Annotated in this window: 19 protein-coding genes; 12 read left to right on the top strand and 7 right to left on the bottom strand. The window is 39.8% G+C overall.

Annotated features, from left to right (window positions below):
- Positions 1-267: 267 nt before the first annotated feature.
- The 6 genes from ACPF7B_RS05510 to dbpA all read left to right on the top strand — a co-directional run bounded on the left by ACPF7B_RS05510 (position 268) and on the right by dbpA (position 6,669).
- Positions 268-1,350, top strand: coding sequence for a methionine ABC transporter ATP-binding protein (locus ACPF7B_RS05510; protein WP_490504839.1), 1,083 nt, complete (start codon positions 268-270; stop codon positions 1,348-1,350).
- A gap of 3 nt (positions 1,351-1,353) precedes the next feature.
- Positions 1,354-2,028: a methionine ABC transporter permease gene (locus tag ACPF7B_RS05505; RefSeq protein ID WP_490504838.1), complete on the top strand. Its 675-nt coding sequence runs from the start codon at positions 1,354-1,356 to the stop codon at positions 2,026-2,028.
- Positions 2,029-2,129: 101 nt separating this feature from the next.
- The gene (locus ACPF7B_RS05500) at positions 2,130-3,275 is read left to right on the top strand and encodes an acyl-CoA dehydrogenase family protein (RefSeq protein WP_490504837.1); all 1,146 of its coding nucleotides are present in this window, start codon (positions 2,130-2,132) and stop codon (positions 3,273-3,275) included.
- A gap of 140 nt (positions 3,276-3,415) precedes the next feature.
- Positions 3,416-4,267: a MetQ/NlpA family ABC transporter substrate-binding protein gene (locus tag ACPF7B_RS05495; RefSeq protein WP_490504836.1), complete on the top strand. Its 852-nt coding sequence runs from the start codon at positions 3,416-3,418 to the stop codon at positions 4,265-4,267.
- A 12-nt stretch (positions 4,268-4,279) separates the two neighbouring features.
- Positions 4,280-5,116 carry a MetQ/NlpA family ABC transporter substrate-binding protein gene (locus ACPF7B_RS05490; protein ID WP_490504835.1) on the top strand — a complete coding sequence of 279 codons (837 nt, stop codon included), beginning with the start codon at positions 4,280-4,282 and terminating at the stop codon, positions 5,114-5,116.
- A 161-nt stretch (positions 5,117-5,277) separates the two neighbouring features.
- The gene (gene dbpA / locus ACPF7B_RS05485) at positions 5,278-6,669 is read left to right on the top strand and encodes an ATP-dependent RNA helicase DbpA (protein WP_490504834.1); all 1,392 of its coding nucleotides are present in this window, start codon (positions 5,278-5,280) and stop codon (positions 6,667-6,669) included.
- A 93-nt stretch (positions 6,670-6,762) separates the two neighbouring features.
- Here dbpA and glyA read toward each other — a convergent pair whose 3' ends face one another.
- The gene (glyA, locus tag ACPF7B_RS05480) at positions 6,763-8,022 is read right to left on the bottom strand and encodes a serine hydroxymethyltransferase (protein ID WP_490504833.1); all 1,260 of its coding nucleotides are present in this window, start codon (positions 8,020-8,022) and stop codon (positions 6,763-6,765) included.
- Positions 8,023-8,209: 187 nt separating this feature from the next.
- Here glyA and ACPF7B_RS05475 point away from each other — a divergent pair, with 187 nt between their 5' ends.
- The 5 genes from ACPF7B_RS05475 (at position 8,210) to ychF (ending at position 13,804) form a co-directional block, all read left to right on the top strand.
- A complete protein-coding gene (locus tag ACPF7B_RS05475) occupies positions 8,210-8,875 on the top strand; it encodes a protein-L-isoaspartate O-methyltransferase family protein (protein ID WP_490504832.1) in 666 nt (221 codons plus the stop codon).
- Between the two features lie 241 nt (positions 8,876-9,116).
- A complete protein-coding gene (parC, locus tag ACPF7B_RS05470; RefSeq protein ID WP_490504831.1) occupies positions 9,117-11,363 on the top strand; it encodes a DNA topoisomerase IV subunit A in 2,247 nt (748 codons plus the stop codon).
- Between the two features lie 80 nt (positions 11,364-11,443).
- Positions 11,444-12,103, top strand: a complete 660-nt coding sequence (locus ACPF7B_RS05465; RefSeq protein ID WP_490504830.1) for a 50S ribosomal protein L25/general stress protein Ctc — start codon at positions 11,444-11,446, stop codon at positions 12,101-12,103.
- Between the two features lie 27 nt (positions 12,104-12,130).
- Positions 12,131-12,691 (top strand): aminoacyl-tRNA hydrolase, encoded by a 561-nt coding sequence (pth, locus tag ACPF7B_RS05460; RefSeq protein WP_490504829.1) that lies wholly within the window; start codon positions 12,131-12,133, stop codon positions 12,689-12,691.
- 18 nt (positions 12,692-12,709) lie between these two features.
- Complete coding sequence (ychF, locus tag ACPF7B_RS05455) at positions 12,710-13,804, top strand: redox-regulated ATPase YchF (RefSeq protein ID WP_490504828.1); 1,095 nt, start codon at positions 12,710-12,712, stop codon at positions 13,802-13,804.
- A gap of 86 nt (positions 13,805-13,890) precedes the next feature.
- Here ychF and ACPF7B_RS05450 read toward each other — a convergent pair whose 3' ends face one another.
- Positions 13,891-14,277: a fluoride efflux transporter FluC gene (locus ACPF7B_RS05450; RefSeq protein WP_490504827.1), complete on the bottom strand. Its 387-nt coding sequence runs from the start codon at positions 14,275-14,277 to the stop codon at positions 13,891-13,893.
- A 48-nt stretch (positions 14,278-14,325) separates the two neighbouring features.
- On the opposite strand from ACPF7B_RS05450, the gene ung reads away from it, so the two are divergent.
- Positions 14,326-15,018 (top strand): uracil-DNA glycosylase, encoded by a 693-nt coding sequence (gene ung, locus ACPF7B_RS05445; RefSeq protein WP_490504826.1) that lies wholly within the window; start codon positions 14,326-14,328, stop codon positions 15,016-15,018.
- 77 nt (positions 15,019-15,095) lie between these two features.
- Here ung and ACPF7B_RS05440 read toward each other — a convergent pair whose 3' ends face one another.
- The 5 genes from ACPF7B_RS05440 to yajC form a co-directional block, all read right to left on the bottom strand.
- Positions 15,096-16,397, bottom strand: a complete 1,302-nt coding sequence (locus ACPF7B_RS05440; RefSeq protein WP_490504825.1) for a serine hydrolase — start codon at positions 16,395-16,397, stop codon at positions 15,096-15,098.
- 233 nt (positions 16,398-16,630) lie between these two features.
- Positions 16,631-18,016, bottom strand: coding sequence for a leucyl aminopeptidase family protein (locus tag ACPF7B_RS05435; protein ID WP_490504824.1), 1,386 nt, complete (start codon positions 18,014-18,016; stop codon positions 16,631-16,633).
- 47 nt (positions 18,017-18,063) lie between these two features.
- The gene (locus tag ACPF7B_RS05430; RefSeq protein WP_490504823.1) at positions 18,064-21,180 is read right to left on the bottom strand and encodes a DNA translocase FtsK; all 3,117 of its coding nucleotides are present in this window, start codon (positions 21,178-21,180) and stop codon (positions 18,064-18,066) included.
- A 178-nt stretch (positions 21,181-21,358) separates the two neighbouring features.
- Positions 21,359-24,211, bottom strand: a complete 2,853-nt coding sequence (gene secD, locus ACPF7B_RS05425) for a protein translocase subunit SecD (protein WP_490504822.1) — start codon at positions 24,209-24,211, stop codon at positions 21,359-21,361.
- An 85-nt stretch (positions 24,212-24,296) separates the two neighbouring features.
- Positions 24,297-24,671 (bottom strand): preprotein translocase subunit YajC, encoded by a 375-nt coding sequence (gene yajC, locus ACPF7B_RS05420; protein ID WP_490504821.1) that lies wholly within the window; start codon positions 24,669-24,671, stop codon positions 24,297-24,299.
- Between the last annotated feature and the right edge of the window lie 206 nt (positions 24,672-24,877).

The following is a 24,877-nucleotide window of genomic DNA, read 5'->3' as shown; positions in this document are numbered from 1 at the left end:
ATTTACATGCCTAAAAAAATCATCGAAAAAATTAAAAGTGTATTGTTTTTATATGTTAAGTATGTTTTATTATAGCTGTGAGAGTGAAGCAATAGATCACTTGCAGAAAAGATAATTAAAAAGATCGTGGAAGGAAATGAGACGTGAGTAGAAAAGCAAAATACCAAAATATGTGTGGGGCATAACGTACCAAAGTATGAGATATTAAATGGTCAAAATTTACAAAGAAGTTTGACCAATACGATACGGAAATAATGGAGAAACCCCGTGATTCAGTTTGAACATATTTATAAGAAATATCTACGTAATGGCGTAGAAACGCAAGCCCTAAAGGATGTGAGTTTACACATTAAAGAAGGGGATATTTTTGGCGTAATTGGTTACAGTGGCGCCGGTAAAAGTACCTTAATTCGTTTAGTGAATGACATTGAGAGCCCAACTGAAGGGCGTGTAATCGTTGATGGTCGAGATTTAGCAAGTTATAGCCCGAAAGAGTTACGATTAGCGAAAAAAAATATTGGTATGATTTTCCAACATTTTAATCTGCTTGAAACGAAAACTGTGGCGGAAAATATCGCGATGCCTTTAACGCTTAATGGCAATCATAGTCGTGCACAAATCGACAAGCGTGTTGATGAATTATTGCAGTTTGTTGAGCTCCCTGATAAAAAGAATTCTTATCCTAAGGAGCTCTCCGGTGGGCAGAAGCAGCGGATTGGTATTGCGCGGGCATTAGCAAATAATCCTAAAATTTTGCTTTGTGATGAGGCAACTTCTGCACTTGATCCGCAAACTACGATCTCCATTTTAGATCTTCTGAAAAAGATCAACCGTGAACAAGGGATTACGATCATGATGGTTACGCATCAGATGGAAGTTGTGGAATATCTCTGTAATAAAGTTGCAGTGATGGAGCAAGGGCAAGTTATTGAAACAGGTAAAACGATCGACGTATTTGGAAATCCCCAACAAGCGACGACAAAGAGTTTTGTAAGAACCGTTATCGGGGATTCTATCCCAGAACGTGTTTTAGCAAACCTTGATGATTCTTCTTTAGAAGATATTTACCGCTTCGAATTTCTCGGCCGTTCAGCACAAGAGCCTGTAATTAATGCGTTGATTCTTCAGGATGAAGTCGTTATTAATATCTTATTTGCCAATATGATTGAGATTGAGGGCAATATTCTCGGCAGTACTTTTGTTCAGATGAAAGGCGAGCCTGAAAAAGTGACGAAGGCGATCGAATTCCTTCGTTCTCATGGCGTACGTGTCACGCATGAAGGATCTAAACATGGCATTAATATTACCGAGAAAGAGTTAAATCTTGATCTCTTACCAAAGGGAGCATAAATCATGTGGCAATGGTATACAGAAACATTTAAAACGCAAGTCACGCTCGAACAGTTTTTACAGGCAGGTTGGGAAACATTTGTGATGGTGAGTGTCTCACTAATTGTCGGTACTATTTTAGGATCAATAATCGGTATTACCTTAGTGTTAACTCGCCCAGGCGGGATTCATCAATCACCAATTTTCTATAAAATTCTCAATACAATTGTGAACATTGTTCGTTCTTTACCCTTTATTATTTTGATGGTGGCGATTATTCCATTTACACGAATGGTTGTGGGCACATCAATTGGAACTGCGGCCGCGATTGTTCCACTTATTATCTATATCTCACCATTTATTGGACGTTTAGTCGAAAGCTCATTATTAGAAGTTGATCATGGAATTGTCGAAGCGGCTGATTCTATGGGAGCCTCAACATTTCAGTTAATCTGGAAATTCTTATTGCCCGAAGCGCGTGGTTCACTCATCTTAAATTTTACAACCGCAACAATTGGTTTAGTCGGTGCAACAGCTATGGCAGGTGCCGTTGGTGGTGGTGGTATCGGTGATTTAGCATTGAACTATGGTTATCAGCGTTTTGATAGTGTTGCTATGTTCTACACGGTTGTTCTACTCGTGATTATCGTGCAGGCGATTCAATCGCTCGGAAACTTCCTTGCGCGTCGTTATCACTAATTGGTAATACCTGTTTAAAAAAACAGCCACTTTTACACAAAAATGACTGTCGAAATACGCACTTTTTAGTGCGTAGTAGTCAAACTCATGTTGGAGAAAGTATGAATATTGTAGAATTGAATCCTGAAGAACGCTTGCAAGCTGTTAAAACAATTGCGAAGAACTTTAAAGAGCGTGCCTATAAGCATGATCTTGATGGCTCATTCCCATACGAGAATTATGAAGATTTACGGAACGTTAATTTCCCAGCTTTAACACTTCCTAAAGCTTTGGGAGGGGCGGGAATTTCTCTGGAAGAGATGCTTCGTCTGCAATCAGAAATCGCTAAACATGACGGATCAACAGGATTGGCGATTGGTTGGCATATGGGCATTAGCAAAAATTTGGGCGAAACTGATGTTTGGGATAAATCACTTTATGAGGCATTCGCTCAAGATGTTTTAGCAAAAGGCGCTTTGATTAATAACGCCGCTTCAGAACCCGCGACCGGCAGTCCAACGCGTGGGGGAAGACCTGAAACAACAGCGGTAAAGGTTGCTGATGGTTGGGTTTTAAATGGACGTAAAACATTCACTACGCTTTCACCAGTACTCGATTATATTGCGGTCAGTGCCGGTATTGATGGCTCTTCCGATGTGGGAAGCTTTTTAGTAAAGCGAGATCTTCCCGGTGTATCGATTGAAGAGACTTGGGACTCAATTGCTATGAGTGCAACAGGTAGTCATGATCTTATTTTAAAAGATGTAAAAGTTCGTTCACAAGATCTAGCGCAATACTTAACACCTGGGAAAAAAGAGCCGCAAGGATGGTTGTTACATATTCCAGCAGTCTACTTTGGGATCGCCAGCGGTGCCTACGAAGAAGCGCTTCATTTTGCAAATAGTTACTCATCAAATGCGATGACCGGTACGATTGGGCAGTTCCCAACGGTTCAGCAAAAAATCGGGCAAATTCGCGTGAAACTTATGGAGATGGAATACTTTCTCTTTGGTGTCGCGCGTAAATGGGATGAAGCTACATTGGAAGAACGATTATCAATGGGAGATGAGCTTGGCGCGGTTAAAGTCGCGATTGTTAATCAAGCCTTAGATGTTGTGGACTTAGCGATGCGTATTGTTGGTGCGCGTAGCCTTTCAGTAAAGCATCCTCTTTCACGTGCTTATCGAGATGTTCGTGCCGGTCTCCATAATCCACCGATGGAAGACATGGTCTACACTAATTTGGCAAAAGCCGTTTTGAAACTTTAACGCTCAAATGATTAGGTTGAGAAATATTCAATGGTAAGTCGCGATTGTTCATAATTTATAACAAACACATGATGGCGACGCAGTATGTAGCGAGGGATTAGATATTCAATAATACTCATAAATCACCAAAGGAGAATGGAATGAGTCAACAAACAAGGAAGGTGTTGTGGCAATTATCTAGGAATATAGTTCATCTATTGATGGGGATTTTGTTCTTATTGATTGCAGTTGCATGCAGTGATCAAACAGATCATAAAAAAGAGATTGTTTTTGGATTAGGACCCTCGATCTATGTGAATCAAGTTGAGGGCGGTATTATCCCGATATTAGAGAAACAAGGTTATAAAGTCTCGATTAAAACGTTCTCGCAAAATTCGATGATTCCTCCAGCGTTAAAAGAAGGTGCGGTGGATGTTTCTGTGCATATTAGTGAAGCAAACCTACACGAGATGAATCGTCGTTTAGGCGGCGATCCGATGATGGTTTGGGCGGCAACACCAAGTGCACCGCAAACGATTCGTTCTAATCGTCACGATAGCATCGAGGATATCCGTGATGGAATGACTGTCGCGATTCCAACAGATCCTGTGAGCTCTGAACGAGCAGCGCGCTTACTCGAATCGGTGGGATGGATAACACTCGACCCTGAAATTGATGTATCAACCTTTCATGTCAATGAAATAAAGCCTGGAAGTGTTAATCCCAAAATTATCGAGATGGAATCAGCACAGATGTTACGGGCATTACAAGATCTTGATTTTGTCGTGGTCAATGGCAACTTTGTCACTAATGCTGGGCTTCGTATCCAAGATGGGTTAGCGATTGAAAACTCTCCAGCACAGCACCTCGTTCGGGTAGCTATTTTAGAGAAAAATAAAAATGAAGCATGGGCACAAGACGTGAAAGCTGCCTATGAGTCAAAAGAGTTTGAGCAGTACATTAAATCAGATCCTATTTATGAAGGATTAATTTTTCCAACAGCATGGGATTAATAGGGGTAAAAAATGATTATCAATAAGCGTAAAAATATTATGGCTCGCTTGGTGCGAGGATTTTCAGTACTGCTTATCGCCGGTGTCCTTGTTGCTTGCGGTCAAGGGAAAGATAGCGACCATCGCGTTGTTATTGGTTTTGGTCCCTCAACTTATGTCAATCAATTTGAAGAGGGTATTCGCCCTATTTTAGAACGAGAAGGTTTTGAAGTTGAAGTAAAGGTGCTTTCGCAAAATATGCAGATCGATCCGGCGCTTAAAGAGGGAGCGATCAATGCGACAGGACATCAAAGTGTAGCCTACATGGAAGAGATGAATAAAGAGCTCAACATGAATATGGTTAAACTTGCTGATATGGCAAGTGCACCACAATCACTCCGTTCTGTAAAGCATCAATCATTGAGGGATGTAAAGCCTGGCATGACAATTGCGATCCCGAATGACCCTGTTAATGCTGAAAGAGCAGCAAGACTTCTTGAAAGTATTGGCTGGGTTAAGGTACACAATGAAGATGTTGCTCAATTTGCTGAGCGAGATATTGAATCGCTTAATGGTGTTAAAGTTCTTTTAATCGATCCGGCGCAAGGATTACGAGCTTTAGAAGATGTAGATTTTGCCGTGATTAATGGTAATTACGTCGCTAATGCCGGCTTAAAAATGACCGATGCTTTAGTGATTGAAAATACGCCTTCACAGCATGTGGTTATGGTTACGATTCGTGCAGAAGATATTAATAAGCCTTGGGCAAAAGCATTGAAGTCAGCTTATGAATCGAAAGAGTTTCAAAATTATATTGAAAATAATCCGCTCTATGAAGGATTTATCTTTCCAAAAGCATGGTCAAATTAGGATTTCACTGCTTATTATCGAATAATTTCTAAAAGTAGCGTAAAATTGTGAATAACCTATATTCCAAGTGGGATATAGGTTTTTTATTAGGGGTTCTATTCAGGAATGGGCAGAGCTTTTAAATACTTAGTTATCACCTATAAAAAGAGAAACAGATCATCGTGAATAAACAAACCTTTACTCAATTATCACTTCCTCAATCACAAATCGAGAATTTGGCCGATTTCGGCTACACTGAAATGACCCCTGTTCAAGCTTCCACGCTTCCTCTTATTTTGAAGGGAAAGGATATTTTAGGGCAAGCAGATACAGGTAGTGGGAAAACAGCCGCTTTCGGTATTGGGTTATTGGAAACGATCGACGTTAAACATTTTGCAACGCAAAGCTTAGTGATTTGCCCAACCCGCGAACTAGCGGATCAAGTCAGTAAGGAATTGCGCCGATTGGGTCGTTATATACCGAATTTAAAAATCTCTTCGATCTGCGGTGGTGTTCCGATTAAGCGTCAAATTCATGCGCTATCGCAACATGCGCCACATGTTGCTGTTGGTACACCAGGACGGCTGCTCGATCATTTAGAACGCCGGACATTAGATCTCTCAAAAGTAAAAGTTTTAGTACTTGATGAAGCCGATCGAATGTTAGATATGGGATTTGCGGATGACGTTTCTGAGATTATTCATTATCTTCCTAAACACCGGCAGACACTTCTTTTTTCAGCAACATTCCCCGATGATATTGCACGCATGAGTCGTCAATTTCAGTATCAGCCACAATCGGTTATTGTGGAATCGAAAGAGGAGGAGCGTCCGCAGATCATACAACAAGCTGTGATCGTGGAAGATGGTCGTGATAAACCCTTAGTAACGGCAGATATCCTCTTTACTTATCAACCAGAATCAACGGTGATTTTCTGTAACACAATCGGAACAACGATTGAGATTATGGAGTTTTTACAAGATCAAAGTATTGATACTTTAGCACTCCATGGTGATCTTGAGCAGAAAGATCGTGATCAGGTTCTAGTACAATTTAGTAATCGTAGTTGCCGAGTATTAGTGGCAACAGACGTGGCGGCTCGAGGACTTGATATTGATGATTTAACAATGGTTATCAATTATGATGTGCCTTTTGATCCTGAAGTTTATGTTCATCGAATTGGGCGCACTGGGCGAGCTGGTAAAAAAGGCTTGGCAATAACTTTGTCACTTGCAACGAAGCAACATCGCTTAGAATCCATTGAAAAAGCACTAGGTGAAACTCTTGAACGAGTTGAAGAAACACAATTTCGAAATGCGCAACCGATAAAACTACTTGCACCAATGGTGACTATTGAAATCAATGAAGGGCGGAAAGCAAAGATTAGTGCCGGTGATATTTTAGGCGCCTTAACGGCAAATGGTCGAATTGCCGGCAGTGATGTTGGTAAAATTACGCTTCTGCCGATGAAAGCATATATTGCAGTCAAACGAGAAGTTGCAAAAGTTGCCGTTGATCAGATTTGGAACCGTCCGATTAAAGGGATTGATTGCAGAGCGAGAGTTATTCGTTAGTATATTTTTTATCTACATTTGTGAATAAAGAAAAGCTCCCGAAGAAATAGTCATCGGGAGCTTTTGATAATGTCTGATTTTAATCAAACCGAATTACACCACTGAATCAGGATAGACAGGGAATTTCTCACATAGCGAAACAACATTTTTTGCAACGCGTTCAATCACTGAATCATCATCGATATTGTCTAACACATCACAAATCCAGTTTGCGAGAAGATCGCACTGTGCTTCTTTAAAACCGCGAGTTGTAATTGCCGGTGTTCCAATACGAATACCTGATGTTACAAATGGTGATTGAGGGTCATTGGGTACGGAGTTTTTGTTTACTGTAATATTTGCACGTCCTAAAGCCTCATCAGCTTGTTTTCCAGTTAATCCACGATCAATAAGATCAACAAGCATTAAGTGATTATCGGTACCGTTAGATACAATTTTATAACCACGCGATTGAAACACGCGAGCCATTGTTTTTGCATTTGCGAGCACTTGTTTTTGATAATCTATAAACTCAGGTTGAAGCGCTTCTAAAAATGCAACCGCTTTTGCCGCGATAACGTGCATTAATGGGCCCCCTTGGATGCCTGGGAAAATGGCAGAATTGAGTTTTTTCTCTAGTTCGGGACGGTTTTTAGTTAAAATTAAACCACCGCGAGGACCCCGAAGTGTTTTATGGGTTGTTGTTGTGACAACATCTGCATAATCGATAGGATTTGGGTAGAGCCCCGCCGCTACTAAACCTGCAACATGTGCAATATCTGTGAAGAGATATGCGCCGACTTTATCCGCAATTTCACGGAAACGTGGAAAATCTAATGTTTTTGAGTATGCAGAAAAACCTGCAACAATCATTTTGGGCTTATGTTCAAGTGCAAGGCGTTCAACTTCGTCATAATCGATTAAACCATTATTATCAACGCCGTAGTGAACCGCGTTATATGTTTTACCAGAAAAGTTGACTTTGGCTCCATGCGTTAAATGTCCACCATGATCAAGGCTCATCCCTAAAACGGTGTCGCCAGGATTTAAGAGTGCTAAATAGACTGCACCATTTGCTTGAGAACCTGAGTGGGCTTGGACATTTGCATAATCAGCACCAAAGAGTTTTTTAGCGCGTTCAATCGCTAAATCTTCTGCTATATCTACAAACTCACAACCACCGTAATAACGTTTATGTGGATAACCTTCGGCATATTTATTGGTAAGTTGAGATCCTTGTAATTCCATTACAAGTGGTGAACAGTAGTTTTCAGAAGCGATTAACTCGATATGATCCTGTTGTCGTCTATTTTCGAACGCAACTGCATCAAATAGAGCGGGATCAAACTCTTTGAGAGAAATTTTTTTAAACATGGATTCATTCCTTAGCGGTTAAGAATAAAGATGTGGTGCTTAGTTAGTTTAGTTTTTCCCTATCCCCCTTGCAAGTGTTGTGGTTAATAATTTCAACCCGCTTTTGAATAGTGGTATTATGCTATAAATTAATTATCAAATATCGCAAGATTAAACCAATGAAAAGTCTCTTTTAAAAGGTGGGGAAATGTTAGATAACGAACTTAAAATTCAGCAAGCTCGTACCAATATGATTCAACAGATGTTAAGACCTTGGAATATCTTAAATCAGCGAGTTTTAGACGTTCTCGATACGGTATCGCGTAATCAGTTTGTACCTAAAGAGTATGAAGCCATTGCATTTTCTGAAGCGCGTATTCCTTTAAGTGAAGAGCATTCAATGCTATCGCCTATATTTGAAGGACGTTTTTTACAAGAGATCGGTATTCAAGACCATGAGCGGGTATTAGTTATCGGTACTGGCAGCGGATTTTTAGCAGCATGTGCATCTCGTTTAGGTAAAGAGGTTGTGAGCCTTGATATTGTGGAACAATTCAACACTGCGGCGGAGAATGTAACCCGAGAACTTGGATTTGTGAATATTGAGTATAAAACGGGCGATATTCGCGATCTTTATGTTGAACTTGGCACATTTGATGCGGTGATTTTTACTGGTTCAATGCCTGCAATGCCTGAAGAATTTTATGGTTTGTTAAATGAGAAAGGACGGATTCTTGCGGTTGTAGGAAAGCAAGATGCAATGAGCATTACACTTTTCACAAAAATTGCGGGTGAAATTCGCGAAGAGCCACTGTTAGAGAGAGCGCTTGAACGTCTAGTTGGTTTTGAAGATAAAGCTGAATTTGTATTTTGAGGCGATATTCCGCATTAGCTGCTTAACGTGTAAACAGCGGGATCGCAACGGCCTATTAGGCATTGAGAATTTGCGAAAACCCATCTATGAAATGAGTAGATGGGTTTTTTGTTTAAAGCTTTATTGGTAGATTTGTTCTAAAATCTATTTTTAATATAATTTGAAATTCAAAAGATTGATTATTTCCTTTTTAGATCAAGGGTATTAATCAATGTAAGCTGATAATTTAAATGAGAGAAATATGAGTAATTTGTCTAATAAAAACTTTGAAGTTCGTCCAATGGCAGAATTTGCCGAAGAGGCGTATCTTAATTACTCGATGTACGTCATTATGGATCGGGCATTACCATATATCGGTGATGGTTTGAAACCGGTTCAGCGCCGTATTGTCTATGCGATGAGTGAGCTTGGACTTAATGCGAGTTCAAAACCTAAAAAGTCGGCGCGTACGGTTGGGGATGTGCTCGGTAAATATCATCCTCATGGTGATAGTGCTTGTTATGAAGCGATGGTATTGATGGCGCAACCATTCTCCTATCGTTATCCACTAGTTGATGGGCAAGGGAACTTCGGTTCGCTCGATAATCCGAAATCGTTTGCGGCAATGCGTTATACGGAGTCAAAGCTTTCAAAGTATTCTGAAACATTACTCAAAGAATTAGGTGAAGGCACCGTCGATTGGATTCCAAATTTCGACGGATCATTAGAAGAGCCAAAGTTATTGCCCGCGCGTTTACCCAATATTCTTCTGAATGGCGGGACAGGAATCGCTGTGGGAATGGCTACCGATATCCCGCCTCATAATCTTCGAGAAGTGGCGAAAGGAGTTTGTGCATTAATTGATAATCCGGCAATGACTTTATCTGAACTCTCTCACATTATACCTGCGCCTGATTACCCAACGGGAGGCGAGATTATTACGCCGAAGAAAGAGCTGTTAACGATTTATGAAAATGGTCGTGGCTCTGTGCGTGTTAGAGCTCGTTATCGTGTTGAAAATGATGAAATCATCATCTACGAATTACCATATCAAGTATCTGGCGAAAAAATTCAGCAAGATATTGCCGCTCAAATGCAAGCGAAAAAATTACCGATGATTGAAGATATTCGTGATGAATCGGATCATGATGAGCCGGTACGGATTGTTCTAATTCCAAAATCAAATCGCGTTGATGTTGAAATGGTGATGAATCATCTTTTCGCAACAACAGAATTAGAGAAATCGTTTCGTGTAAACCTTAATATGATTGGGCTCGATCTTAAGCCTAAAGTAAAAGGACTTACCACGATTTTAACCGAATGGATTGTATTCCGCCGTGATACGGTGATTAAACGTTTAACATTCCATAAAAATCGCATTGAAAAACGTCTTCATCTTTTGGAAGGACTTTTAATCGCCTTTTTAAATCTCGATGAAGTGATTCGAATTATCCGATTTGAAGATGAACCTAAAATGGAATTGATCGCGCGTTTTGCCCTAAGCGAAGCTCAAGCTGATTATATTTTAGAGACAAAACTTCGTCAGTTAGCAAAACTAGAAGAGATGAAGATCAAAGGGGAAGAATCGGAGCTTCGTGCAAAACTGAATGATATCCTTGCTCATCTTTCTAATCCACAAATGATCAATGATCTTATCAAGCGGGAAATTGAAGAAGATGCCGAAAAATATGGTGATGATCGTCGTTCTAAGGTCATTGAACGTGAGGCTGCTGAAGCAATTGATGAGTCTGCATTAGTCTCGAATGAACCAGTAATGGTTGTCATTTCAAAAATGGGTTGGGTTCGTGCTGCAAAATCACTCGACATTGACCCTGAAAGTCTCAATTATAAAACAGGTGATGGTTATCTTGCATCTTGCATTGGGCGTAATAACCAGCAATTAGTGTTATTTGATAATACAGGTCGTACTTTTAGCACTCCAACTCATACATTGCCAACAGCTAGAACTGCTGGGGAACCAATTACGACGAGAATAACATTAGCCGATAACGCTAAAATTGAGCATATTATTCTCGATAAAGAGGATAGTCATTATTTACTCGCAGGATCAAATGGCTATGGGTTTATCTCAAAATATAGTGATTTCTTAACTCGTCAGAAAGCCGGTAAATCGACAGTAAATCTCGCGGAAGGCGCGGAATTATTGCCTCCTCAAAAAATTGAGGATATTGACTCGCAATTTGTTATTGTCGTTTCTGATCAAGGTCGATTCTTAGTCGTTCCTCTAATAGAGCTTCCAATCATGGCAAAAGGGAAGGGAAATCAGTTAATGGGGATTCCTGGCGCTCAGTTTAAAGCCAAAAAAGATTCGCTTGTAGGAATGCTAGTCATTTCAAAAGAAGATACGTTAGAAGTGGAATATGGCAAACGAAAATTCCAATTAACACCGCCCGAGTGGGAAATTTTAATTGATGAGCGAGGTAAGCGTGGGAAAGAATTACGTTTAAATCTGAAGTTAAAATCAATAACCATTGCAAATAAAGGTTAATCCCCGTATAATCACGAGCTTGACGGTTATAACTGGTCGCGGTTATAACGAATTTTAAACATTACTAATTGGAGTAACCAATGTCAGATTTTATTTTTGAAGGAACCCTTCGTACAGATTTAGGTAAAGGTGCGAGCCGCCGCCTACGTCGTCAAGGTGATATTCCTGCAATCGTGTATGGCGCAGATAAAGATGCTGCAAGCCTTGTTTTAAACCACAATGCGGTTTTAAGACACTTCCGTAATCCTGAAATTTATACATCAATCTTGACTTTAAAAGTTGATGGTAAAGAAGAAGCGGTAATTCTACGTGATGTACAACGTCATCCATACAAACCAATCATTACACATTTAGACTTCTTACGTGTTCGTGCAAATGAAGCAATTGTTGTTGAGATTCCTGTCGAATTAGTGAATGATGCAAAAGCGAAAGGTGTTGTGAACGGTGGTATTGTATTGCTTCATGAAGCAACATTAGCAGTTTCATGTTTACCGAAAGATCTTCCTCATGCGATCGTTGTTGATATCGCGAATTTAGATGTGGGTGAGCATATCATGATTTCTGATATTCCTGCGATTCCTGGTGTTGAATTTGTAAACATCATGAATGAAGATGAGATGAATGACCAACCTGTTGTTGCAATTGTAGAACCACGCGTACAAACTGAAGAAAGCGCTGAAGAGGGTGATGCAGAAGAATCAACTGAAGCGGCAGCTGAAGAAGAGGCAGATAAAGAGTAATTCGCTCTTTCTACTTGAGTATTCAATATGATTAAAATGATTGTAGGCCTTGGAAATCCAGGGCTTCAATATGCAAAAACCCGCCACAATGCGGGTTTTTGGTTTATTGAAAGTATTAGAAATTCTCCACTAGCTTTAAATAATCGTTTTAAAGGCTTGGTGGGTGAAGAGATGTTTGGTTCTCAAAAAGTTTATTTGTTAGAGCCAGAAACATTTATGAATAAAAGTGGCGAGTCAGTGGTTGCTCTAGCACTTTTTTATAAAATTATGCCAGAAGAGATTTTAGTAGTGCATGATGAGCTTGATTTACCACCGGGTGTTGCGCGATTTAAAAAAGGTGGTGGTCATGGTGGGCATAATGGATTAAAAAGTATTATTGCTCAATTAGGCTCTAATAATTTTATGCGGTTACGTATTGGCGTAGGGCATCCTGGCCATGCATCACTTGTCTCAAGTTATGTATTGACTAAGACGCCACAAGCAGATGAAGATGCAATTTATTCTGCAATAGATGCAGCAAGAAGGGTATTACCCGAATTTGTTGTCGGTGAATATGAAAAAGCGATGAATGAGCTTCATCGAAAATAATTTTGAAAGGAATTTGTTATGGCGATTCAGTGTGGAATTGTAGGTCTTCCCAATGTTGGTAAATCGACACTTTTTAATGCATTAACGAATGCGGGCATTGATGCCGCAAACTATCCATTTTGTACTATTGAACCCAATGTCGGACGTGTAAATGTTCCTGATGAGCGTCTTGCCCCATTAGTTAAAATTGTCAATCCTGAGCGTGTTCAACAAACCTATATTGATTTTGTTGATATTGCAGGGTTAGTAGCGGGTGCTTCGCAAGGAGAAGGGCTTGGAAATCAATTTCTTGCTAATATTCGTGAAACTGATGCGATTGCACATGTGGTACGTTGTTTTGAAAATGATGATATTGTGCATGTATCGGGTCAAATTAATCCAATTAATGATATTGAAGTCATTAACACCGAGTTAGCACTTGCTGATTTAGCAAGTGCAGAGAAAGGTGTGCAACGATTAGAGCGGATTGCAAAAGGGGGCGATAAAACGGCGATTGCACAAGTTGAGCTTCTTAAAACTCGCGCGCTCCCAGTATTAAACGAAGGGAAGAGCCTTCGTTCGTTAGGTCTTGATCATGATGAAAAATTACTTTTAAGAGATTTCCATTTCTTAACGTTAAAACCTGTGATGTATATCGCAAATGTGAATGAAGATGGATTTGAGAATAATCCGCTTTTAAAAGCAGTCGAAGAGTATGCCGCTGCTGAAAATTCATTTGTTGTTCCTATCTGTGCTGCAATTGAAGCGGAGATTTCGCAGCTTGAAGATGAAGACAAAGAGATGTTTTTAGCCGATATGGGCTTTGAAGAGCCAGGCCTTAATCGTGTAATTCGCGGTGGTTATCAGTTATTAAATCTTGAAACCTATTTCACCGCAGGAGTAAAAGAAGTACGTGCATGGACGATTAAAAAAGGTTCAACCGCTCCACAAGCTGCTGGTGTTATTCATACTGATTTTGAACGTGGATTTATTCGCGCAGAAGTCATTGCTTATAATGATTTTGTCGAATTTGGCGGCGAAAACGGCGCTAAGGAGAAAGGGAAAATGCGTTTAGAAGGGAAAGAATATATTGTGCAAGATGGTGATATTATTCATTTCCGTTTTAATGTGTAATTCTTTTTTAAACAATCATAAATGCATGAGCCTCGATTCGATCGAGGCTTTTTTGTAGGTTATGATTTTAATTTCGTATTATTTCATTAGTTCGTTAATAGTTTTTGCATTAAGATAAATCCACAAAAAGTTGCAAAAATAGCCCCCGTTAAATGACAAACGATTAGCATCAGTGCGTAGAGATATTCTCGGTTTTGTAGCAAACCTAAAGTCTCTAAAGAAAAGCTGGAGAAGGTGGTTAATCCCCCACAGAAACCGACGATCAGAAAGAGACGTATAGTTTGATCGGGTTTTTGGAGAAGATAACTTGCGATTAAGCCGACAAGAAAGCCACCGATAATGTTGACGAGTAACGTTGAAATTTGAATCGGAGTGGTGAGTCTGGTTTCGATAAGGGTAAAGAGATAACGTGACCCACCGCCAAGCGCAGCTCCGATCATTACAATAACAAGGTTTTGTAGTAAAATTGGCATATCTCGCCCTCAATAGCTTTAGTAATGGATTATCAAAAGGAAAATAGAATGCAGATCGATATTACAAAAATTGATCCTGAATGGAGAGATTTTATCAAAAAAGAGATGCAAAAACCCTACTTTAAACAAATGGTTACAAAGATAGGACATGCACAGGAATCAGGTATCGAAGTATTTCCGTCTTCTGATAGAATCTTTACTGCTTTTGAGCAGCCACTTTCCAAGGTAAAAGTCATCATTCTTGGGCAAGATCCTTATCATGGTAAAGGTCAAGCACATGGCCTTGCGTTCTCGGTAGAAAAAGGAATAGATATTCCTCCCTCTCTTCGTAATATCTATCAGGAGCTATCAACAGATATATCGGGATTTAAAATTCCTAATCATGGTAATTTATCTGAATGGAGTAAACAGGGGGTATTACTGCTCAATAGTGTTTTAACTGTTGAGTCCGGTAATGCAAATTCACACGCGAATATTGGCTGGGAAATTTTTACCGATCGTGTCATCGAGGTACTCGCTGCGTATAATCAGCACTTGGTATTTATTTTATGGGGAAAATATGCTCAGAAGAAAGGGGCGAATATCGATCGAAATCTACATTATGTTATAGAAAGTGCACATCCTTCACCGCTCTCTGTATATCGAGGATTCTGGGGGATGAAACCTTTTTCAAAAACCAATAATTATCTGCAAGAAGTGGGTAAAGAACCTATTGAATGGCAATTAACGGATTCTTATTGATATCGTTGATAAACGGTATTAAATGGCAATAAAAAAGCCACAAGAACGTGGCTTTCTAGGTCTGTCAGTAATTTTCTTTAAAGAACAATGACAAAGCACTCAGTTTTTTTCTGACGCAGTGCAGCGCATGTTGCTTCCGCTTCCGTCTCATTTAATCCCGATAGAAGTGAACGATAATATTCTCCGGTATTAAAAACTTGAACAGTACCTTTTCGGACTTGCTCATACGCTTTACGTGCGCTATTTCGCGCAGCATTATAATCTTTAAATGCCCCCACTTGTACTGCGTGTGAAAGTGCTGAAGCACTAATTACTTGTCCTTGAATTGGTTCATATCCAGGTTGATAATCACCAGCGATTGTATCGGATGTCGATTCTAATACAAGTGAAGGCATTATAAGTTCAGGGCTTTTTGGGACTTTAACTGGTGGTGCAACTGCAACGGCACGATTAGCAGGAGAAGAACGTTTATTATTTGCTAAAATAGTTTTATCACTAGGCTTGGTTTTAGTTGGGGTAAATAACACTGTCATATCACGTGTAATGACAGGGGATATCTCTCGTACAGAACGCCCACGATAGCCGTTGGTAAAACTCTCTTCGAGCATTGAGATCATTAAATTATCTCGAAGCTGAGTCGTTCGACCGCCTAAAACAACAGCAAATACGCGATTATTATTGCGTTTAGCACTGGTCAAAAGGTTAAATCCAGATTTTCGAATATAGCCTGTTTTGATTCCATCAGCGCCGGGGAAATCTTTATTTACACGGTTATGTGATTTAAACGTCACACCATTATAATCAAATGATTCTGTTGTGAAGAGCGGGTAGTACTTAGGGAAATGATTATGAATCGCTATGCCGAGTTTAATCATATCGCGCGCAGTAGTATATTGTTGTTCATTGAATAATCCATGAGGATTGACAAAGTTACTACTGTGCATCCCAAGTTTTTTAGCAGTGGCATTCATTCTTCGAGCAAACCCTTCTTCTGATCCACCGATCTTTTCTGCAACAGCAAGTGCAACATCATTGGCCGATTTTACAATGAGAGCCCGAATAGCCGTGTCAAGAGTGATAGATTGTCCTGCCGGAACCCCTATTTTAGATGGCGGTTGAGCGGCTGCTTTTGCGGAGAATGGAATTTTAGTATTAAGCTTTAACTTTCCTTTTGAAAGATCTTCAAAAACGATATAGAGTGTCATGACTTTAGTTAATGATGCAGGATAACGCCTAGCATCGACATCGTGTTCATAGATCGTTTTGCCGGTACGATGATCAACTACAAAGGCCGAAAATCCTGTTTCTGCGAACGCAAATATCGCGATACTATAAAACATGAGGATAACGGTAAAAAAGGAACGAAAATGCTGTTTCATACGTTGTAGCTTCAATGATAAAGATTGATGGGAGGAGTTAAAAAGAGCTCCTTAATATTTTTTTAATTTTAGCTCATATCCTTTTGAACATAACTGCTAAATCATTATATTAGAGTAATATTCAGCACCTGAGAATAATTATAATTTATTTTACCTTAAAAATTAAAGATTATTGTGTCATATAGCATCTAAACTTCTTTAACTTTTATGGGCGATTAGCTAAAAAATAGTGATTAAATTTTAAAGTAACGTTTAAGAGCTGTGAAAGCGGCTCGTAATCCCATTGCTTCCCCGCCTTTAGGTCGTCCAGGACGATTGCGGATATTCCATGCCATTACATCGATATGCGCATAAGGTATTTTACTCTTGGCTACAAAACGTTCTAAAAAGAGTGCAGCAGTAATTGCACCTGCATAAGGAACGCTGCCAGAGTTGCTGATATCGGCATTTTCCGAATCAATCCAATCATTGTAAGGAGCATGTAGAGGAAGGCGCCATACGGTATCATTTTCTTCGACCCCTGCTTTTAACATTAGCTCAGAGAAATAATCATTATTGGTAAAAAGTGCTGGAATTTCAGGTCCTAAAGCGACGCGTGCGGCACCTGTTAATGTTGCAAAATCGACTAAAAGATCACAAGGTTTTTCTAATGCGTAAGTTAATGCGTCACAAAGAATTAGGCGACCTTCGGCATCTGTATTATCAATTTCAACCGACATGCCGTTGCGGCTTTTTACGATATCGCCAGGTCGCATGGCTCGTTCAGAAATACTATTTTCAACAATCGGCAGTAATATTCTAAGGGATACGTTCCACTTCTCTTGAAGAATCCATTTACCAAGCGCTAACATATGTGCTGCACCGCCCATATCTTTTTGCATTAGGCGCATGCCGCTTGATGGTTTAATATCTAAGCCGCCAGAATCAAAAGTAACGCCTTTACCAACTAATGTCAGAAATGGTGCATTTTTTCGATCAGTAGTGATTTCTATAAGACGTGGTTGATAGCGGCTACCGGCGCCGACAGTATAGATTAATGGGAAGTTTTGTTTGAGTAATTCATTTCCGACAATTTCTTTGATATCTACTTTTAGGTCGGCAAATTCTGCACGAATTTGTGTCACGAAGTTATCGGGTGTTAAGGCATTTGCCGGCTCATTGATCAGGTCTCGTGTGAGATAATGCGCTTTTAAAGCATTTTTAACACGATTATTTAGCGCTTTCGGTAGATAGAAAACTATGTCACGCTGAATGCGTGTTTTGTATTGATCAAATTGATAAGCACCTAAACCAAAGGCTAATAGATGCTGGTATTGTTCATCTTCCGAGAGGGAGTCATCGAGTTTGTAATGACCAAATGGAAGTTTGGAATATGCCTCTCCGAGTGTAAAAAAAAGCTCCTTGGTGTCAACACCAATAATAACACGCTCAAGATTCCCTTTATCATTATGAAGAGCGATCACTTCGCGTGCTTTTAAATCATTATTTGTTTTGTGTGTTTTTAACTGATTTTTCTGGGCTGGCGTCAAGTTTAAAGAATCGAGCGATGTTGCAAATTCGATGGTAATACAATTTTTTTGAGAGCCAGTATAGAGATGCTCTAATTCAGTTTGTAACATAATGAGGCTATTCCTTTATTCTTATAATATTGTTTCGTGAAGATCGATTATTGATCATATTTCACGAGAATTTCACGATTACCGTTAGAGGCTGGTGCTGAAACAATTCCTTGTTCTTCCATTGTTTCGATTAATCTTGCTGCACGTTGATAGCCAATACGCAATTTACGTTGAACATATGAGATTGTTGGACGTTGATCTTCAAGGACGATTTTTACTGCTTCATCATAGAGAACGTCCTCGACATCTTCAGGCGATGGAACAAATCCAGATGCATTCTCTGAAAGCCCAGGGATCTCCTCTGTTGGATCTTTAAGAATATCATCTACATAATCGGTGTCGCCTGTTAAGCGCAAGAAATCCGCTACACGATTGACTTCGTTATCATCCACAAATGCACCATGCACACGAATTGGAAAAGATTCGCCAGTAGGGAAATAGAGCATATCCCCATGTCCAAGTAGATTCTCCGCGCCTTGCTGATCAAGAACTGTTCGTGAGTCAATTTTGCTCGATACTTGAAAAGCAATACGACTTGGAATATTTGCTTTAATTAAACCGGTAATAACATCCACAGATGGGCGTTGTGTGGCAACCACAAGATGGATTCCGGCCGCACGTGCTTTTTGTGTTAAACGAGCAATTAGTTCTTCAACAGCTTTCCCAACACTCATCATCATATCAGCAAGCTCATCAATTACGATCACAATGTAGGGTAGTGGTTTGAGTTCTGGCGCTGTTGCATGATCAGATACTTCTCGAGCAGGATCCCAAAGCGGGTCAAGAATTGGTTGGCCTTCTTGAATCGCTTTACGCACAGTCTGATTAAATCCAGTAATGTTACGTACGCGAAGTTTGCTCATTAACATATAGCGGCGTTCCATCTCGACAACAGCCCAGCGAAGTGCATTGGCAGATTCCTTCATGTCGGTCACAACTGGTGCGAGAAGATGGGGGATATTATCGTAGACAGAAAGTTCAAGCATTTTAGGGTCAATCAGAATGAGACGAAGATCTTCAGGAAATGCCTTATAAAGTAGACTCAAAATGATGGTATTGAGTCCAACAGACTTACCAGATCCTGTTGTCCCTGCGATCAGAAGATGAGGCATTTTTTCAAGATTTGCAACAACTTGATTGCCTGAAACATCTTTTCCTAGCAGAATCGTTAGAGGATGTTTGCTGTTACGGTAGGCATCTGCGTATAGACCTTCCTTAAAATAGACAATTTGACGTTTTTTATTCGGGATTTCTAAGCCGATATAAGGTTTTCCGGGGATAATTTCAACGATGCGTACACTTGTTACCGATAGTGCACGAGCAATATCTTTATTGAGGTTATTAATCTGCGCGATTTTAACTCCCGGAGCTAAATCAAGCTCAAAGCGCGTAATAACAGGGCCAGGTTCGATATTAACGACTCGCACTTCGATATTGAAGTTTTTAAATTGCTCTTCAATGAGTGATGCCAAAGCCTGAAGCTCGCCTTCATCATAGCTTTCAGTTACAGGTGGTGGATTTCCTAGAAGGTCAAGTCCGGGTAATTTTCCAGCCATAGGGAATTTTTTAGATTGCTCTGACTGAGATTTTTCGGAAACCGGAGCTGCCGGTATTACAGGATTAATGATGACTTCTTCCTGTTCAGTCGTGATGCTAGCGGCAAGTGGATTCGAGGGTGAATGAACAGTTTCTGGTGTATGGTAAGTCTCATTGACGTTTTCAGCTTCAGTTAGTGATGCCTCTTCAGAACCATCGCTAATCGAAAACTGCAATGCAGATGGTACAAATTCACCATTGTTATCGTATGCAAAAGAGGGTGCTTGTGTTGTTGCGCTATAATTTTGTGTTGATGTGAGATTGGTTGAGATTGAAGGCCGATCCACTGTTGGCGCAGTAGTTATAGGTTCGTGCGCAACATTACTGGCTAAAGAAGGCTCTATTTTTGCATTTTCAGGTTTTTCTTCCTCAACTATTTTACGCTTACGCGCTTTAAAGAGATTTCTGAAAATTGAAGGAATGCCTTTCTTCTCATTTTTGTCTTCTTTTTCAATATCATTCGCAACTGGTGCTTCTTCTTTCTGAGGATTGCGAATAAATTGATCCCATTGCTCCATTTCAGGTGCAAGAGAATTAATATTTAAATTTTCTGAGCTCTTGGATTCTTGTAGTTGAGCATTTTCTGATGGGCGTTGAAGATTTCTGAAAATCGGAGGAATGGAATTGCAACTATTATCGTTCATCGATTTTTCACTATTGGTGCGAATCTCCTCATCGACGGGATTGTAGTTGTAGCTGTTATATGTTTGATCTTGAATAGGAGCATTTGTTTCATACTCATCTTCTGTCAAGAGTGATTCATCGATCTCAATAAATTCATGATGATCAAAATCTTTAGCATCTTCTTTTGGTGCAAATATCTTATTGAAAAAGCCCGGTTGTTTTCGTTCATCGCGATCAAGCATTCGATCAATATTGTCTTGCTCTATGGTGCCATTGTGGGAAGGAATCGCTGTATTGTTAAATTCATGCTTCTCTTCCTTTTTGAAGCCTAAAATTCCTAAAACAGTCAGTATTACCATCCCACAATAATCGGCCCAGCCAATCGGTCCACGGCCGGTGATAAGATAAAATCCGACAAATGTTAAGACAGCGAAAAAGACTTTTGTGAAGTAAATAAGAGTTTTTTGTTCAATCGAGAAGATTGTTGATATCAGTGTGGTTAATTCTGTTCCAATAAAACTGCCCATCATGCCACCATTACCATTTTGAAGATCAATGAGAGCGGATAATGAAAAAACGGTAATCAAGACACCAAGCAGGCAAAAACTCACTTTATCGAGTGATACCGTAAGTATTTTTCGCTTTAAAAAGAGTTGGTACGCAAAGCCAATCAATAAAAAAGGAATTAACCATGCAGCATATCCAATTGCAGAAAACATAATGTCGGCAAAATAGGCACCTTGTTCGCCGGCAATGTTATGGACAACATCTGAATCGGTCGCGCTGCTCCATGCAGGATCTTGCGGATCATAACTGTAAAAGCTTACCATCATGATAAGGGATATGATCAATGTCGCACCGAAAAGTACAGCTCCGACAGCTTTAGAAAAGAATGAAAAAATGACAGTCGAAGTTTTTGGTTTTTTGGGAACAGCCTGTCGCAAGATATAATCCTTTTGCTAATGAGTTTATCTGAACAAAAAGTAAGAAATATTTATCGTCTATTTGCTATCCAAAATCAAGTGAATAGCCCATCTATTCTAGCAAATTGCCCTATGAATAAAAACCTTTACACCGATTAGATGTAAAGGTTTTTTATTTTAAAGTTTTCGACTCTGATCTTTATGAAAGAGGATCTTTAGTGCTTGTTAAATCACCTTCTTCAATAATAGCTCCATCTTCTTTGTTGACAGGTGCAGGGATAAGATCTTCACGTTTTAAACCAAAGACATATGCCGCGGCTGCTGCGATAAAGATTGATGAGTAAGTCGCTACGACAATACCAATTAACATAATTAACGCAAAGGAGTTAATCACTTGGCCGCCGAAGATGTACAGAGCAAGTACGGCTAAGAACGTTGTGATAGAGGTCATCACTGTTCTTGAAAGTGTTTGGTTAATTGATGCGTCGATAATCTCTTTTGGAGAGCTAGTACGATCGAGTTTGAAATTTTCGCGTATTCTATCGAGAATAACAACGGTATCATTTACCGAGTAACCGATAACTGCGAGAATTGCTGCAAGTGATGTGAGGTCAAACTCTAAATCAAGTATAGAGAATGCTGCAACTACAAAAAGCCCATCATGCACTGTGGATAAGATTGTGCCTAATGCCAGTTTCCACTCGAATCGGAACCAGATATATACAAGGATCAAGAAGATCGCTAACGCTGAAGCCATAACACCATCTGTTACTAACTCGCTACCGACCTTTGCACCGATATAGTTAATTTTTTGAATGGACATTGGATTATCAGGAAGGCTTAACGCTTGTGTTAATTCTTCGGTTACCGTAGTGGAGTCTTCCACATCTTCCTTGGTGGGAATGTTAATTAACACATTTTTCGCAGAACCAAAATGTTGTGCAACAACCGATTCAAAGCCTTGAGCTTCTAAGCGTTCACGGACAGTATCGATATCGACCGCTTCTGTGTATACTGCTTCAATTTCAGTACCGCCGGTAAAGTCTAACCCGAGTTTAAAGCCCTTAGTAACGGAAATGCCCACAGCAAGAATACAAATAACAAAGCAAGTCACGACCCAAAATTTTGCATATTTCATGAAGTCATATGACGTCTCACCTGAGAAAATTTTCAGACGTTCTTTACCGCCAACAGATAATTTCTTAATTGTGCGGCGACCACCATATATGAGGTTAATAATTGCACGGTTGAAATAGACTGCTGTAAATACAGAGGTAATAATACCAACTGAGAGTGTAACGGCGAATCCTTTGATCGGGCCTGATCCAATAAAGAAGAGGGCAATTGCCGAGAAAAGGCTGGTAAGGTTTGCATCCATAATTGTACCGAATGCTTTTCCAAAACCGTTATTAATCGCTTGTTGCGGTGTGCTGCCTTTTCGTAGATCTTCTCGTATCCGTTCATTAATTAGAACGTTGGCATCCACACTCATTCCGAGCGAGAGCACGATACCGGCAATCCCTGGAAGTGTTAATGTCGCTTGTAGAAGCGAAAGAACAGCTAATACTAAAATTAAGTTCGCAACCAAGGCGACATTCGCCACAAGACCAAAACCATGATAACGAATCATCATGAAGACCATCACCATTAAGAGTCCATAAACAGCCGCATCTATCCCCCGCTGTATGTTTTCTTTACCGGCACTCGGCCCAATGGTACGTTCTTCTATGATATGAATTGGCGCTGCTAATGCTCCAGAACTTAGTGTAATTGCGAGGTTATTCGCTTCTTGTAATGAGTTAATGCCTGAAATGGAGAAGTTTGAGAAGAGTTGACTTTGAATTGTTGCGACGTTAGCAATCTCTTCAGTTGTGATGCTTTTACGAACTTCATTGCCATTTTCATCAATAGAGGTTTGCAGTTTATTCTCGATAAACACTGTTGCCATTGGTTTTTTGATATTGGCTTTTGTACCCTCCGCAAAACGATCTGCGCCTTTTGAATCAAGTGTAATATAGACTTCAGGTAGTTTAGTTTCAGGATTAACGCCGGCTGTTGCTTTAACAATTGAATCACCGGTTAAAATAATCTGTCTTTTTAAAAGGTATGGTACACCGTCACGGGTAAGATAGAGTTTGGTACCAAGTGGTGCTCGCCCTGTTTCAAGAGCTTTGCGAGCTTCCATTGGTGAACGATCATCGACAATACGGAACTCAAGTGTTGCGGTTGTTCCGAGGATCTCTTTTGCGCGAGTTGTATCTTGAATACCTGGAAGTTGAACAACAATGCGGTCAAGACCTTGTTGTTGAATAATGGGTTCTGCAACACCTAATTCATTAACGCGTTTACGAAGTGTTGTAATATTCTGTGTAACAGCGCTTGCTTTACGCTCATTAATCTCTTTATTACTGATTTGTGCAATCATATCATTGCCTGTAATATCGAAATTGAGCTCGATAAATGCTTGGTTTGTTGTCAAAAGATTACGAGCGCGATTTGCATCGTTACTATTACCAAAAGCGATATGGATTGTTTGAGGGTCCGTCACCTCGATAAGCGGTTTAATACCTTTGTCATTTAGTGTTGATCGGATACTCTCCGCGTAGCTGTTGGTGAGCTGGGTGATCAAACCTTCCATGTCAATTTCAAGAAGGAAGTGAACGCCACCGCGAAGGTCGAGACCTAAATACATTGGTTGTAGCCCAAGCTTTGATAACCAGTTTGGCATATCAGGTGCGAGATTAAGCGCCGTGAGATATTGATCTTGCAAGGTACTGTCAAGTAGATCTTTTGCTTTTAACTGTTCTTCAGTATCTCTAAAGCGAACAAGAATTTGGCCATCTGTTTCTTCAATGCCTTTAACATCAAAGTTCTTCTCTTTAAGAACTGACTCGACATGTTGAACAACAGATTGATCAATCTTGGTATCTCTCGTTGGAGAAATCTGTATTGAAGGATCTTCGCCAAAAAAATTGGGAAGCGCCAAAATGGTACAGATAATAATCACTCCAAAAATAAGGATATTTTTCCAAAGCGGATATCGATTAAGCATAATACAGGGTTACTTTTATCTAAGTGAATTAAAAATGGATCGCAAGCTCAAAGGCTTGCGATCTTCAGGAAAACTGCATTGAATGTTAGTTGTTTTTTTCAATAGCAGCGTCAACTTTCTCTTTATATGTACCTTTTGGTAATAAAGAGCTAATTGATTGACGTTGAGCTTTAATCACAACATTTGGAGCGATTTCTGCGCTTACATAGTTGTCATCAATGCCGCGAATACGTGCTACGAATCCAGAGCTTAATAAAATTTCATCACCCACTTTAAGAGAGTTGATGAGTTCACGATGTTGTTTCGCTCTTTTTTGTTGTGGACGAATCATTAAAAAATACATCACAACAAACATACCACCGAAAAGGATCAGGGTCGGTACAATGCTTTGAGGTTCTTGTGCTTGTGCAAACGCTGGAGAAACGACTACAGCTGATAAAGCTAACATTAAACGCTTCATTAAATGCTCCCATAAAATTGAGTTAAAAATAGAATTATAGCCCGACATTCTAACATTATATTTTTCGATCCGCCTAATTGATCCGCGTTAATTCGAGGGATATATGGCGATCTTAAACTCTAGAAACCGTTTATAAGTGACTATTTTTTCTAAATCATACAGGAAATATTATTAAAAATTGTAAAGAATACCGCTATTTGAGCGCG

The sequence above is a fragment of the Ignatzschineria sp. 22MB058224 genome, from assembly GCF_058188435.1.
This window is presented reverse-complemented; position numbering and strand designations above follow the sequence as displayed.

Coding starts and splice junctions, on each gene's coding strand:
- ACPF7B_RS05505 (WP_490504838.1), top strand. CDS start 1,354: ATGTGGCAATGGTATACAGAAACATTTAAAACGCAAGTCACGCTCGAA.
- ACPF7B_RS05500 (WP_490504837.1), top strand. CDS start 2,130: ATGAATATTGTAGAATTGAATCCTGAAGAACGCTTGCAAGCTGTTAAA.
- ACPF7B_RS05495 (WP_490504836.1), top strand. CDS start 3,416: ATGAGTCAACAAACAAGGAAGGTGTTGTGGCAATTATCTAGGAATATA.
- ACPF7B_RS05490 (WP_490504835.1), top strand. CDS start 4,280: ATGATTATCAATAAGCGTAAAAATATTATGGCTCGCTTGGTGCGAGGA.
- glyA (WP_490504833.1), bottom strand. CDS start 8,022: ATGTTTAAAAAAATTTCTCTCAAAGAGTTTGATCCCGCTCTATTTGAT.
- ACPF7B_RS05475 (WP_490504832.1), top strand. CDS start 8,210: ATGTTAGATAACGAACTTAAAATTCAGCAAGCTCGTACCAATATGATT.
- parC (WP_490504831.1), top strand. CDS start 9,117: ATGAGTAATTTGTCTAATAAAAACTTTGAAGTTCGTCCAATGGCAGAA.
- ACPF7B_RS05465 (WP_490504830.1), top strand. CDS start 11,444: ATGTCAGATTTTATTTTTGAAGGAACCCTTCGTACAGATTTAGGTAAA.
- pth (WP_490504829.1), top strand. CDS start 12,131: ATGATTAAAATGATTGTAGGCCTTGGAAATCCAGGGCTTCAATATGCA.
- ychF (WP_490504828.1), top strand. CDS start 12,710: ATGGCGATTCAGTGTGGAATTGTAGGTCTTCCCAATGTTGGTAAATCG.
- ACPF7B_RS05450 (WP_490504827.1), bottom strand. CDS start 14,277: ATGCCAATTTTACTACAAAACCTTGTTATTGTAATGATCGGAGCTGCG.
- ung (WP_490504826.1), top strand. CDS start 14,326: ATGCAGATCGATATTACAAAAATTGATCCTGAATGGAGAGATTTTATC.
- ACPF7B_RS05440 (WP_490504825.1), bottom strand. CDS start 16,397: ATGAAACAGCATTTTCGTTCCTTTTTTACCGTTATCCTCATGTTTTAT.
- ACPF7B_RS05435 (WP_490504824.1), bottom strand. CDS start 18,016: ATGTTACAAACTGAATTAGAGCATCTCTATACTGGCTCTCAAAAAAAT.
- secD (WP_490504822.1), bottom strand. CDS start 24,211: ATGCTTAATCGATATCCGCTTTGGAAAAATATCCTTATTTTTGGAGTG.
- yajC (WP_490504821.1), bottom strand. CDS start 24,671: ATGAAGCGTTTAATGTTAGCTTTATCAGCTGTAGTCGTTTCTCCAGCG.